The sequence below is a fragment of the Pseudarthrobacter sp. MM222 genome (assembly GCF_947090775.1).
Classification (GTDB): Bacteria; Actinomycetota; Actinomycetes; order Actinomycetales; family Micrococcaceae; genus Arthrobacter.
The window spans coordinates 1,007,149-1,021,526 of record NZ_OX352321.1; the positions used below are offsets into that span (position 1 = coordinate 1,007,149).

Below are 14,378 nucleotides of genomic sequence, written 5' to 3' on the forward strand. Positions count from 1 at the left end.
ATGCCCTCATTTGATTCCATCGTCGTTGGCGAAGACTGGATCAGCGAGCACTACTTCACCACAGACTCCACGAAGGAGTCCTTCCAATCTGAGGTGCTCAAACTCCGCAAGCAATGGGACGAGCAGGCCAAGGAAGGCCAGGAGTCCGTGCTGAAGCGCTTTCTCGGCGAACGCGGCACATTCCAGGTTGAACTTGCGGAGCTTCTCGAAGAGCCAAGCAAGGCATCGTTTGTATATCACAAGGTGCGTGAGGCGCTTGGGTTTAAGGGAACGACGGCGGAGCTCACTTCCGACCGGGCCGGCACCTCAGTGCGGGTTTCCAACGTGTGGAAGTCTGAGAACGGCGACGTACTCTTTCTTGAGAGTCGCCCTGTCGAGTCCGTAGAAAACCTCCTGGATTCGGCCAAGGGCAGCTCTAGGATGCTGGCTCCTGCCTTCATCGATGACAAGGAAACAGAACTGCCGGCGCCGAAACTTGTCTCCGAGCTCTACCGGACCGACGAGCCGCCTCAGTTCATTGTGGTTTTCGGGGGTCGATGGCTGCTGCTGACGGAGCGGGAACGTTGGGCGGAGGGTCGTTATCTGGCTGCAGACCTGTTGCTGGCCTGCGAACGCAATGACACAAAGCGCGGCGGCGAAATCGACCGCATCCTCGCCATCTTCGGGCGCGAATCGTTGCTTCCGGACGCCAGTGAATCCATCTGGTGGAACCAGATCTTGGAAAGCTCCGTCAAACACACCATCGGTGTGTCCAAGGATCTTCGGGAGGGCATTCGTCTCTCCATAGAAATCATCGCCAATGACGTCCTGCAACGACGCCAGGCTGTGGGCCTTCCCTTGGACGAAATCGACGGTCAGATCCTTGCCCGCCAGTCACTGCGCTACCTATATCGAATCCTGTTCCTGCTGTATGCCGAAGCCTCTCCGGAGATGGGTGTCCTGCCCGTCGGCGTCGGTGAGTACAACGAGGGCTACGGGTTGGATCGGCTGCGCGGGCTCGCTCTCAATGTGCCCGAGTCGCAGCGCGCGAGGTCTGGAACCCATATCTACCAGTCCCTCGGCACCCTTTTCCGCCTAGTCGATCAAGGCCATCAGCCGTCGATTGACCCAGGTACGGAGTTGAACCCGTTGGCCGACTCCTCAACGCCGGCTGAAGGGGATCAGGGCCTGCACTTCGACAGCCTCAAGGCCGACCTTTTCGACCCCAATGCGATGGCGGATATCGACCTTGTAGGGCTGAGTAATGCAGCCTTACAAAAGGTCTTGGGACACCTTCTCCTGAGCAAGGAAGTCAAAGGAAAAGACCGCGGCTTCATTTCCTACGCCGAACTGGGGGTCAACCAGCTAGGTGCCGTGTACGAGGGCCTCATGTCGTACACGGGATTTATTGCCGAGACGGATCTACACGAGGTCGCAAAGGACGGAGACTCCTCCAAAGGTTCTTGGGTCGTACCTGTGGAGCGTTCTGAATCGATAGAGCGCAAACATTTCGTGACTACCACGAATGAGGTCACGGGGGAGCTGGAGCCTGTTCTCCACGAAAAGGGCACCTTTGTCTTCCGGCTCGCCGGCCGTGAACGTCAGCAGTCAGCCTCGTACTACACGCCGGAAGTTCTAACCAGGTTTGTTGTGTCTCAGGCGTTGGAGGAGCTCCTTGGTAAAAAACTCGATGAAACTCCAGCGGACGAGATTCTGAAACTGACCGTTTGTGAACCTGCACTGGGTTCAGGCGCATTCGCCATCGAGGCTGTCCGTCAGCTAGCAGATGCGTACCTGAAGCTGAAGCAGACCGAGCTTGGACGCACAATTCCTGCCGAGAACTACGCGGTCGAATTGCAGAAGGTTAAGGCTCAGATTGCCCTGCACCAAGTCTATGGCGTGGATCTTAACTCAACAGCCGTGGAACTGGCCGAAGTGTCTCTCTGGTTGGACACGATGGTCGCCGGGCTGCAGGCCCCGTGGTTTGGACTGCACCTTCGTCGAGGAAACTCACTGATCGGCGCGCGCCGCGCCACCTATTCGCGAGCCTCAGTCAACGACAAGTCATGGTTGACGAGCGTCCCGGCGGATGCTCCCCTCTCAGGTCTCGCCGAAGCCATAGCGAGCGAGTCTGACGATCCTAACGTTGTCGGAAGAATTCACCATTTCTTGCTGCCAGCGGCAGGCTGGGGTGCGGCGGCCGAAGCTAAAGAAGTGAAAGAAATCGCGGGTGATGCGCAGAAGGACCTTAAAGCTTGGCGCAACCGGATCAAGACGAAACCGTCTAAAACCCAAGTCGACCGTTTGGCGAACCTGGGACGCCGTGTGGAGACGCTCTGGCAATTTACCTTGCGACGACTTGAAGTCGCGGAGTCGGAAGCCCGTCGCGATATCAACTACTTCGGCAAGAATTCCGACACCAATACTTCCGAGCTGCCCGTTTCTCGGCACGAAATTGAGCAGAAGCTCAGCGACCCGAATGGCGCGTACCAACGCCTGCGACGTGTCATGGATGCCTGGAACGCGCTCTGGTTCTGGCCTCTAACCGACAGGATGACTTCCGGCGCGTTGCCTCCGACCTTAGAGGAATGGATCTGTGGACTTGAAGCTATTTTGGGAACGCCAGCACCGGAATCGAATGCAGCCACAAAGAAGAAATTGTGGAAAAATCAGACGAGTATCTTGGACGCGGGCGCTTGGGATGACCTGAACACGGCCGAAGACCTGGACCTTTCCTTCGCCAAAGCCGGTGACATAACCTCCGTCAAGGAGGCCAATCTTTGGCTGTCCGTTTGCGAGGCGGTTGCGGCCGACCAAGGCTTCCATCATTGGGAACTCGATTTCGCTTCAGTATTCGCCCGGGGGGGATTCGATCTGCAAGTTGGAAACCCGCCCTGGGTTCGGCCGGTCTTTGATGAGGCACCGCTTCTGGCCGAAGGCGATCCGTGGTGGCAGCTCACTTCCAAGCCATCTCAAATGGAAGTGCATCGTAGACGAGAATCCACACTTGCGTTACCCGGCGTAGCCGACCTGCTGGTAGATGGGGCCGCGGCAGTGTGCTCCTCGAAGGAGTATTTTGGGTCCATTGATTATCCAGTACTGATGGGACTTCAGCCCGACTTATACAGATGTTTTATGCACCGCACCTGGAAATCGAGCAAGAGCTCAGGAGTGGTTGGGCTAGTTCATCCGGAATCTCACTTCACGGAGAAGAAAGCTGCTTGCTTAAGATCCGAGACTTACAGAAGACTTCGTCGACATTGGCAGTTCATCAACGAGCTATCGCTCTTTGAGATCCATCATCTGGTTAGTTACGGCGTTCACATATATGGCAAACGGCATGAAACCCCAGCGTTTCAAATGGCGTCATCCCTCTACCATCCGGATACTGTAGAGCGTTCACTGGTTCACAAGGGCTTCGGCGCAGTGCCTGGGCTCAAGGATCCTAACGGGAACTGGGACCTGCGGCCACACAAAGAGCGGATCATCCATGTTGATGGCGAGGTGCTGAAAATATGGGCCGACATGCTGGATGAACCCGGAACGCCAGCGCTGCAGGCCCGCATGCTCTACCCGGTTAACGTTGATAGCGCCCGCGTTTTGGAGAAGCTTTCTCGTGCACCAAGAGTCCGCCAACTTGGACTGGAGTACGCCTCGGGATGGCACGAAACCGCTGACCGTAAGAAGGGTTTTTTTGATGTCGGCTCCGCCGTCCCGAAGAGCTGGAACGACGTGATTCTGCAAGGACCCCATTTTACCGTCGCAACGCCATTTGCTAAAGAACCAAACCCCACGATGAAGAACAATCTTGACTGGTCTGAAATTGACCTGGAGTCACTCCCGGAGCGATATATTCCTCGCACAAGCTACCAGCGGGCCGTAGAGAAATCGGTCTATGATTCGGGAGATTCTACATGGACTCGGGCGGACGGCGCCCGAGTGGCATCGCGGTCGTGTGTGCGAGTGGCATGGCGTCGAATGGCAGCCGTTACCGGCTCGAGAACGCTGCATTCAGCGCTGACGCTCCCGCATGCAATGCACGTCGATAACGTACACACTGGCGGACTGGCAGATGTCGAAAGAATTTCTGAGGTGGTTCTCCTTTCGGGATTCATGGCCTCTTTGGTTGCCGACTTCGCTGTAAAGGTTGCCGGCGCCTCCAAAATTAACCCTGATCTGATTGACAAGCTGCCATTTATTCAGGGGCACGCGCTGAGTCATCTAGTCTCCGACCGCGTATTGCGCCTGACGTGTTTAACACGTGATTTTGCTGAAATCTGGCAGACCCTTACGGGGAAGCCATGGTCCAGAGATATTGCGTTCCGGCGGGCGCAAGAACGACGCCAAGCTCTTGTGGACATCGATGCCTTGACGAGTCTGATGTTAGGCGTCACGGCGGATGAATTGTGCACGATTTACCGTACGCAGTTTCCCGTCTTGCAAGGATATGAGCGAAGCGACCTATACGATCCCCATGGTCGCAAGGTGCCGAACGATATCAACAGGCTGTTCCGCCTGCAGGACGGCAAGTTGAGCTCGGAGGAGCGCACGGCAACTAACTCAGCAGGGAATACGTACGTATACGAGCTCCCGTTTGTGGGTTTTGACCGTGAGGCCGATATGCGGCAAGCACATGCCCACTTCACGAAGCTAATGGAAGAGATGAACTAATGGCGGAACTGCTGCCCGCTTTCCAGGCTGATGACCTACGCCAAGGTCTTTCCGACTACCTCACCACCACGTTCGCCCTGACGGATAACGAGGCACGGGGCGCCATCCAGCAGTTCCTCTCTGACGCAGACAGCGGGTTGTTTAAGGGTCCGTACGTTCGGTTACGGCTTCCCTTCAAGCCCGCGGCGGACAGCTGGGAGGAATCGCTGGACTGGCACTTGGAAGGGTTCGAGCCGTATGGGCACCAGGCCGCTGCTTTCCAGAGATTGTCGTCTAAACGGGCCTCGACGGACCCCGTTTCGACAGCCTCAACCACCGGTGTGCCACTTGGCTCGACGGCCGAGGCTGACGTCGCAACTGGCGGCACCGAGGCCCGACGGCCGCTGCCGACCATGGTCACGACCGGAACCGGCTCCGGAAAGACAGAGTCCTTCCTGATTCCCATCATTGACCACGTCCTCCGGGCGAAGGGCAACGGCGTGAAGGGCATGAAGGCCCTGATCCTCTACCCGATGAACGCCCTGGCCAACGACCAAGCGAAGCGCCTGGCCGAGGTGCTCTCCAGCCACCCTGAACTCAGCGGGATCACCGCAGGTATCTACACCGGCCAGAACGACGAGCCGCGGACCAAAGTCTCGGCCGCCGGCCTGATCAACCAGCGCGACGTCTTCCGAAGTGAAGCACCAGACATCCTGCTGACCAACTACAAGATGCTGGATATGCTCCTGCTCCGCCACCAGGATGCAAGCATCTGGGAGCAGTCGGCAACATCGCTGCAGTACGTGGTGCTCGATGAATTCCACACCTACGACGGCGCCCAGGGCACGGACGTGGCAATGCTGCTCCGCCGGTTGGGCCTAACACTAAAGAGCTACTGGCCGGCGGATCTCGCTGATTCGCCTTCGGGTCTCACCGAACAGGACCGACAGCGCCCACTGGGCCGTGCCACGCCGGTGGCCACCTCAGCGACGCTTGGCGGCAAGGGCGATCCTGAAGCAATGCTGCGGTTCGCGCAGACAGTCTTTGGCGAACCCTTCCCGCAAGACAGCGTGATCACCGAAGCGCGGCTCAGCTCCGATGAATGGACCGGATTGGGGTCAGCCAACCATTCACCCAGGTCCATCAACGAAATCGCGAACCAGCTGCACGCACTGAACGACAAAGTCGAGGCCCTGCGGACAGCAGCAGACGGTGAGCCGAACGCCGCCGTCGTGCGTGTCATTGGCGACGCACTGTTCGGGAACCGACCCGACGACCTGCTAGACGCCGTAAGGACGCAGCCCCTTACTGTGGCCGTCCTGCAGCACGCCACTGACGCCGTCTCGCTGCGCGAGCTAGCGGAGAACGTTTTCGGCGGCTTCAGCACCAGCGGTGGTCCGCGTGAGCAGGCCGCCCGCCTGGAGGAACAAATGGAGTTCCTTAGCCACTTCATCTCCTTCCTGAGTCAGATCCGTGCAGACTATGGCCGTCCGGCGCTGTCGGTGGAGGTCCACATGTGGATCCGGGAGCTCTCCCGGATCGACAAGGCGGTCGACGCCACCAGCAGCTTCCGATGGTCCGACGACGGCGTCCAGCAGGATGGCGAGCTGTATCAGCCGGCTGTCTACTGCCGGCACTGCGGACGCTCCGGCTGGGGTGTCATGCTGGGCCCCACCGGCAATGACCTGGACCTGGATGACACCAAGATCCGCGTCGGCAAGATGACCGGCAGCGGGCGGTTTAGGGCTCTGCTTTACGCACCGGGCGAGGCGGACAAAGTTCTCTTCAAGGGAGCCGATGAGGCCAAGGTCGAAGGCCTCCGATGGTTTGACTCGAAGAACCGGCAAATCCTGTCTGATGCCCCTAACGGAGAGGACATCGATCTGCTGGAGGGCCGCATCCTCCCGGTGCTGATGCTCACCGGGCTCGAGGCAGATGACGACTCCAAACGGGACACCTGCCCGGCCTGCCAAACCGTGGACGGCATACGTTTCCTAGGAAGCGCCATTGCCACCATGCTTTCCGTCACGATCTCCAATCTGTTCGGATCGCAGGGTCTCAATTCCAATGAGAAGAAGGCACTCGTCTTCACAGACAGTGTTCAAGACGCGGCGCACCGGGCCGGTTTTGTCCAGGCACGGTCCCACACCTTGTCTCTGCGCTCTGCACTCCGCAACGCTTTGGACGGGGAGACCACCCTGGACGACTTGGTCAATGCCGCAATATCCAATGCAGAGACCCCTGTGGCGAAATACCAGTTGATCGCGCCGGACTACGTTGACCGGGAGCAGTTCCGCGCTTTCTGGAAGCCCGGCGCCAGTGCCACGGAGCGCCGCAAGGCCACCAGCAACGCTAAGTCCCGACTCCTTTTCGATGCATCGTTGGAATTCGGTCTGCAGTCCCGCGTCGGTAGGACCCTCGAACTCACCGGCAGCGTCGTGGCGGAGACGGACGCTGGTTCGCAGGCGCGCATCGTCGCCCTCGCCCAAAAAGCTATCGACTCCGTGCAACAGCAGACGGCGTTTGACGGACACAGCCCGTCGTCCGAGGATTTAACCTTCTGGGTTCGTGGCGTACTCGAGCGCATGCGCATTCGCGGCGGCGTCCACCACAAGTGGCTAGACCCGTACCTGAAGAAGGACGGCCACAGGTGGCAGGTCTGGGGCGGCCGCCGCAAGTCTGAAGGCATGCCCGCCTTCCCGCCGGGCCGCGCGGCCCCTGCATTCCCCCGGATTGGTCCGCCAGTCAAGAACTCGGACAACCTGGATCCGGTCACATCCACCGCCTCCTGGTATGCCCGGTGGGCTTCCCGCTGCCTTTCGACAGCCGCTGCGGACGGGGCGTTTTTGGCCAAGGCTCTCTTCAAAGAACTGCTGGATGCCGGCGTACTGGGTTCCACCAAGTCGGAGAGCGGGGCAGAGATTTTCTGGATTTCCCCGGAACGCCTGGTCTTGAAGGCCCCTTCCAGCGAGGACCTGGCCGCCAAGCGGCATTTCCTCAGCTGCGATACCTGCAAGGTCCAAACGCCCGGCACGGAAACAGTCATCAGCCAGCTGGACGGTGCACCGTGTATGTTCATCCGCTGCCCGGGTACTCTCCAGCGTGCTTCCGGCGAGGACAACTACTACCGTTCGCTCTACCGCTCAAGCGACATGAAGCGCGTGGTGGCCCGCGAACACACCTCACTTCTGGACGACAAGACCCGGCTGGACTACGAATCCAAATTCAAGTCGGCTACCGATGACCCGCAGGCCCCAAACGTTCTGGTGGCGACGCCCACCCTGGAAATGGGCATCGACATCGGCGACCTTTCCTGCGTGATGCTGGCCTCACTGCCGTCGTCCGTGGCGTCCTACCTGCAGCGTGTCGGGCGTGCGGGCCGCCTCACCGGCAACTCGCTGGTGCTGGCCTATGTCCGGGGCAGGGGAGAGCACCTGCCCAAGCTTCACGACCCGCTGTCCGTCATCAACGGCGAGGTGCGTCCGCCTGCCACATTCCTGGACGCCGAGGAAATCCTGCAGCGTCAGTACACCGCACACATCGTCGACCGTTTTGCCCGCGATGCCGGCCGCCCACACCCGCAGAAGGCGACGGCGGCGCTCGGCAGCGCCGATAAAGGCACCTTCCTGGGTGATCTCATTGATGAGGCGTCCGAATGTGCGGGGGAGTACCTGGCGGAGTTCTTGGCACAATACGGGGAGCTTCTGGCCGACTCGACCGTGGAGTCCCTGAAGACTTGGGCGACACCCCAGAGCGATGGGGAGTCCAGCCCCATGGCCCGCCATCTGGTCCGCGCCGCACGCCTGTGGGAACAGGACGTGGCCGAGCTCGAGGCCCGGCGCAAAGAGATCGACAGCCAGCTACCCGAGCTTGAAGAACGTGCCAAGTCAAATGCTGCAACGGCCGACGATTTGCAGGCGCCGAAGACTGCCTATGCCACGCTCAAGCTCATTTCGTTCCAACTGCACGAGCTTCGCGGTGACTACTGGATTTCGGTCTTGGAAGAGTACGGCGTGCTGCCCAATTACACCCTGCTGGACGACTCCGTCAGCCTGGATGTGGGACTGACCTGGCGCGATGTGGATACGAACGAGTTCCGGACGGACAGCATCAGCTACCAGCGCGGCGCGTCGATTGCCCTGACGGAGCTGGCCCCCGGGGCGACCTTCTACGCCCAGGGTCTTCAGGTCAAGATCGACGCCGTGGACCTAGGTCCGCAACAAAGTCACATCCAGAAATGGCAAATGTGTCCATCCTGCGGCTGGGCTAACACCGAGGTAGACGCCAAGGGGCCGGTCACCGCCTGTGCCCGTTGCGGAACCGGCGCCATCGCGGACGTCAGCCAGACGTTCGACGTCGTCGTGATGAAGAAGGTCTCCGCCGAGGTCAGAAGGGACGAGGCCGGCATCGGCGACCGCAGCGACAACCGCGTCAAGGAAAGCTTCAACGTGGTCGTGGCCGCGGACATTGACCCCGAGCATGTAACGAGCCAGTGGTTCCTGGACGGCATCGACTTCGGGGCAAAATACCTTCACCGCACGGAGCTTCGCTGGCTGAATCTCGGCCGGACGGCCTCCAATGCGGCCACCCGGGTTCTTGCCGGCGAAGACGTGAAGGCGCCGCTGTTCCGGGTGTGCTCGTACTGCGGTAAGCAGGACCAGTCCGCCAAGGCGAACAGCTTCGATGAGCACAGGTTCTGGTGTAAGTACCGCAAAGCGTCTGAGGAGAACGTCAAGGACGTGGCGCTCGCCCGTACGCTTACGACCCAGGGCGTCTCGCTGCGCCTGCCCACCGCGGCAGTTATGGGCGACGACTTCGCGGTGCCCAGCCTCACGGCAGGCCTACTGCTGGGCCTGCGTACCGTGCTCGGCGGCGCCCCTGACCATATCGACGTGGTCAAGATCAATGAACCGCTCGACGGCGGCGAGAGCGCTATTTCGCTTCTGCTCCATGACAAAGTGCCCGGTGGAACGGGTTACCTGGCTGAGTTCGCCGAACCGGAGAAGGTCTGGAAACTGCTTTACGCTGCGTGGGATGTGGTGCGCAACTGCAGTTGCAAGAACGAAGAACGGCTTGCCTGCCACAACTGCCTCCTGCCATTCGCACCTCCTTGGCTGGTAGACAAGGTCTCGCGGATCACGGCGCAACGGCTGCTGGCTGACATCCTCTTCAGCGGCAAGGTACCTGCGGAAGGTGAGCAGTCGCCGTCGTTCGCTGACTGGAAGACCACCACCGTCCCGCCGGCAGCCGGCCTGAACCCGGAGTCCCATCTGGAACTGAAATTCCGGAGGGCTCTCGTGGAGCGCCTTCAGACGCTGGGCGCCCATATCAAGGTGACACCGGCGCTGCGCGGGGACCGGCTGGAGTTCCGCCTCCCCGGCGGCAAACACAAGTGGTGGCTGGAACCCCAGGAAGACATCTTGGGAACCCGGCCGGACTTCGTCCTCATGGCCCAGGACCCCAACATTCCGAAGATCGCCATCTACACGGATGGTCACTATTTCCATGCGTCCAGCACCCACAACCGCATTGGCGACGACGCCGGCAAGCGAGCCAAACTGCGCGAGGCCGGCATCATTCCGTGGGGTATCACATGGGAAGACGTGGACGCCTTCGGCAAGGGAGCCACATCGTTCCCGGCCTGGCATAAGCTAGACCGCGTTCAGAAGATCCAAGCCCAGTTCAGCCTCAAGCCCGGGCTGCTGGACCTCATTGGCGTAGATGCCATGAGCCAGCTCTGGGCGTGGATCCAGGATCCCGCACAGCCGGATTGGGAGCGCTTCGCCGAGGTCGTTCCGCTCATGCTGATGGAGAAGCCCTTCAAGTCCACCGCCGACAGCGCTGCAGAGCGTGCCTTGGAGGCACTGGTCAGTCAGAACGCCACTCATGAGGCTGGTCAGGACAATTGTTGGCAGTACAGGTTCGGGGCCATGGTGATGTCGGCTGGTGCAAAGTCTCTGGACGCCAAAGGCTTTGTCGTCGGGCTATACCTCGACGACCGCGCGGAAGCCGTGGCGGATGACGACCACCACCTCTACTGGCGCGAATGGCTCCGGCTGTCTAACCTCATGGCCTTCAAGAGGTATGGGCTGACGATCGGCTCCGTCGACATGCTGTCCGTCCCCGTTGACGTTGTGCTGCCGCCGGAAGAGTCGTCCGCGGCTGTCAGCCCGGAATGGCAGGAACTTCTGGACATGGCAACTGACGATGAGAGGCCGTTGCTGATTGAACTGGCCGCAATCGACGGTCTACCCGTTCCGGAGCTCGGATTCGAACTGCCGGATGGCAGCGTCATCTCGATAGCTTGGCCAGACCAGAAAATGGGGATCCTGCTGGACGGCGAGGACCTTCAGGGTCTAATCGACGCGGGATGGACCGCCGTAGGACCAGATGCCGCAGACGTGGCCAATTCGCTTAGCGTGATGGAAGGTAAGTAATGCCGTTAGTAACGTGGATGAAGAGCAAGTCCAAGCTTGATGGATCTCTGAAATCGAAAATCTACAACTTCTTGGAGAAGCTGCAGGAAGACGACACGGCACCGGGCCTGCACATCGAACCGATGCACAAGCCGAAGGACCCACGGGTCCGGACTGGGCGCGTTGATCTGAACTACAGGGCCGTCCTCTATCGACTGAACCCCGCGGGCGAACCGCATTACATCTATATCGGAGCGTGGCCTCATGACCAGGCTATAGAGATTGCCCGATCCAGCGTGCTCCAGGTCAACCCGGTGAACGGTGTTGTGGAACTGATTAAGGGCTCGGAGCCGGGCACCGGCGACGGTGAGCCCGGCGGCACCACCGTGGTTCCGCCGCCTGTTAGTCCAGATCCTGAGCCGGGGTTCGTAAACGGTCTGATTTCTGCCGGCTACACGCCGGAATATCTGGTGGAGGACCTGGGCATCGATGCGGAGGTCGCTCGGCGCGCAATCGCTGCCCGTTCACTGAAGGAATTCTCGGCAGTCGTGGACAACGCGCCCGAGTGGCAGGGAATTGCGCTGATCGATCTCGAAGCCGGAAAGTCGCTGGCTGACGTCAAAGAAGAGCTCGGGCTCGGCAAGTACGAAGACGATGAAACGAAGTCCGACGATGAGAAGATCCGGGAGGCGTTGGAACACCCGGCATCGAAGATCCAGTTTGCGTTTATCGGCGAGAACCCGCAGGAACTGAAGAACATCATCGAGTTTGGTGACTTCGAAGCCTGGCGCACGTTCCTGCACCCGGAGCAGCGGCAGTATGCAGAGAAGAGCCGCAACGGCTCGTTTCGCCTGTCCGGTGGAGCGGGTACGGGCAAGACTGTGGTCGCTCTGCACCGCGCCAAAGTCCTCGCCGACGCAAAGCCGCCAGTGCGAGTCATTCTGACGACGTACACAACCACTTTGGCAGAATCGCTGGCCACTAATATGGCCAAGCTTGACCCTGCCTTGGCGATGTCCACGAAGCTTGGCAAGCCGGGGGTTTGTGTAGCCGGTATCGATTCGTTGGCCTTTCAGATCTGGTCGGCGGCATCTGTCGTCGAACGATCCGCTGCGCTGAACTTGGTGTTTGGCAACGGAGACCAGCAGACGACCAAGCGGACTGACAAGGACGCCTGGGACTACGCCGCCGGATCTGTAGACCACGGCCTGGACCCCACGCTGGCCAACAGCACTTTCCTGGAGCAGGAATACCTCTCGGTGGTTCTAGCCAACGGGGTGACCACCAAGGACGAGTATCTGAAGGTTTCGCGCGCCGGCCGCGGGACCGCCCTGAACCGGCCAAAGCGGATTGCCGTGTGGCGGATCATCGAGGCCTATCGACGCTCCAACCGTATGGAGGACAAGGCCAGTTACGCGGAGATCGCCGCCCTCGCTGCCGCTGCCCTGAACCACCGCGCCTCCGTCGGGGGACCGCGGCCGGCGGATCACGTCATTGTGGACGAGGCGCAGGATTTCCACGCAGGGCACTGGCTATTGCTGCGGGCCTTGGTCGTCGAAGGAACCAACGACCTGTTCATCGCAGAGGATTCCCACCAGCGGCTGTATGGCCAAAAGGTGCCGCTGTCCCGCTTTGGCATACACATTGTTGGCCGTTCCCGGCGACTAACGCTGAACTACCGCACGACGGCGCAGAACCTCGCCTTCGCTGTGAAACTCCTCTCCGGGGCGGAGTTCCACGACATCGAGGATGGCGAAGAGAAGTCCAGCGACTATCGCTCAGCGCGAAGCGGTCCGGAGCCAATCCGCCAGGGCCTTGAGTCGCTCAACAGCGAGCTCGACCTCGCAGCCGACCACATCCGGCGGTGGCAGGAAGAGGGAACCGACGGTGCATCCATCGGCATCCTCGTGAGGGCCAAGCACCAGCAGTCCCAGGTGGTTAGCAGCCTGAACGAGCGTGGAATCGAAGTTCGATCGATTGACGCAGCTGCCGCCGACGGCGAGGAGCCTGTGGTCATGACAATGCACCGGGCGAAAGGTATGGAATTCGCTAAGGTCATTCTCTTCGGTGTCAGCGAGTCCAGCCTGCCGCAGAAGCATGCCATTCAGGGCCTAGCTGATGCCGAGCGTGATGATGCTTTGCTTCGGGAGAGGTCACTGCTGTACGTCGCAGCGACCCGAGCCCGCGACGAGCTTGTGGTGACGTGGAACGGAAAACCGTCGGAGCTGCTTGGTACAAAGTAGTTCAATACTTCAGGGCAATTCACAAACATTTGGGGGAGAAATGACGCTTACGGCGACGACAAGAAAGTCCCGATGGTGGGACGGCGATTCCACGCAGCGGTACTGGATGGAATTGGTTAATGTCGACACCTGGGGGAGTGAACTGATAGCCCCTGACACGCCTCGCTACGATCTCATGCACGACGTCCGGGTCGGCGATGTTGTTCTCCACTGGGTGGGAAAGAACAATCGGATGGGATTCAAATCGGGAATGTACGGCGCCTCGATCGTGGCCGGAGGGCTGCAGCCCCGGGCAGGGGACTGGTTCGGTAAACCAGCGAACACGATTCCGCTGACGAAGTATGCGCCGCTTCCTCGCCCCTATCTGCTGACAGATCTTCGGGCGGACCACCAGGAAGACATTCTGGGGGTCAAAGGCGCGCTTGAACGAGATTATGCAGAAACTGCGGGATACACGATGTATTTCCCGTTTCAGAAGCACCCCACGACCGGCCTAAAACCGAACCAAGGTTATCTCTTCAAGCTGCCCACTGAGGTGGTCACTGCGGTCCCCGACCTCCTGCCTGACAGCGATTGGGGAGGGTTTGACCGCCCTCTAATGGCGCCCCCGGTGGCAGGACAGAACGGCGTGAAGCAGAGCTACGCGGGCTACTGCGCTGATCCTGTACTGAAGAAGGCCATCGAGATGCAGGCCGTGCGTCAGGCCATAGCCCACTACGAAGCAGCCGGATACAGCGTCAAGGACGTCGGCGCATTCGAGTCGTACGACCTCGAGGTTGTGCGCGGTGGCGAAGTTCGGCACGTAGAAGTCAAGGGCTCGCAGGGGTACGTGCGGAAGGTCATCCTGACACGCAATGAGGTAACTCACGCAAACGAATTCGACAGGACAGATTTAGTTGTCGTAGCCGATATAGATTGGGAGCGTCATCTCGACGGTTCTATCAATACCGGCAAGGGGGCCATGAGCGTGTATCCGGACTGGCGGCCGTCCCCAGAAAACCTGAAGCCGCTGAGTTACGAGTACTTCCTGGACTAGACGGCGCTTCCGCGGAGTAGGGATGGTGCCCCACATCGCTGGGCACCACCCCAC

4 protein-coding genes are annotated in these 14,378 nt (G+C 60.1%); all 4 read left to right on the plus strand.

All coding sequences use genetic code 11. The annotated features are described in order from the left end of the window. The 4 genes from OM977_RS04665 to OM977_RS04680 are packed head-to-tail and all read left to right on the plus strand — an operon-like array spanning window position 1 to window position 14,324. A complete protein-coding gene (locus OM977_RS04665) occupies window positions 1-4,650 on the plus strand; it encodes a DNA methyltransferase (RefSeq protein ID WP_264356374.1) in 4,650 nt (1,549 codons plus the stop codon). Next, window positions 4,650-11,066, plus strand: a complete 6,417-nt coding sequence (locus OM977_RS04670; RefSeq protein WP_264356375.1) for a DEAD/DEAH box helicase — start codon at window positions 4,650-4,652, stop codon at window positions 11,064-11,066. Before OM977_RS04665 ends, OM977_RS04670 begins: the two co-directional genes overlap by 1 nt. Then, window positions 11,066-13,288 (plus strand): 3'-5' exonuclease, encoded by a 2,223-nt coding sequence (locus tag OM977_RS04675; RefSeq protein WP_264356376.1) that lies wholly within the window; start codon window positions 11,066-11,068, stop codon window positions 13,286-13,288. The genes OM977_RS04670 and OM977_RS04675 overlap by 1 nt, the downstream gene beginning before the upstream one ends. 40 nt (window positions 13,289-13,328) lie before the next feature. Beyond that, window positions 13,329-14,324: a DUF3883 domain-containing protein gene (locus OM977_RS04680; protein WP_264356377.1), complete on the plus strand. Its 996-nt coding sequence runs from the start codon at window positions 13,329-13,331 to the stop codon at window positions 14,322-14,324. Window positions 14,325-14,378 lie beyond the last annotated feature (54 nt).

Coding starts and splice junctions, on each gene's coding strand:
- OM977_RS04665 (WP_264356374.1), top strand. CDS start 1: ATGCCCTCATTTGATTCCATCGTCGTTGGCGAAGACTGGATCAGCGAG.
- OM977_RS04680 (WP_264356377.1), top strand. CDS start 13,329: ATGACGCTTACGGCGACGACAAGAAAGTCCCGATGGTGGGACGGCGAT.
- OM977_RS04670 (WP_264356375.1), top strand. CDS start 4,650: ATGGCGGAACTGCTGCCCGCTTTCCAGGCTGATGACCTACGCCAAGGT.
- OM977_RS04675 (WP_264356376.1), top strand. CDS start 11,066: ATGCCGTTAGTAACGTGGATGAAGAGCAAGTCCAAGCTTGATGGATCT.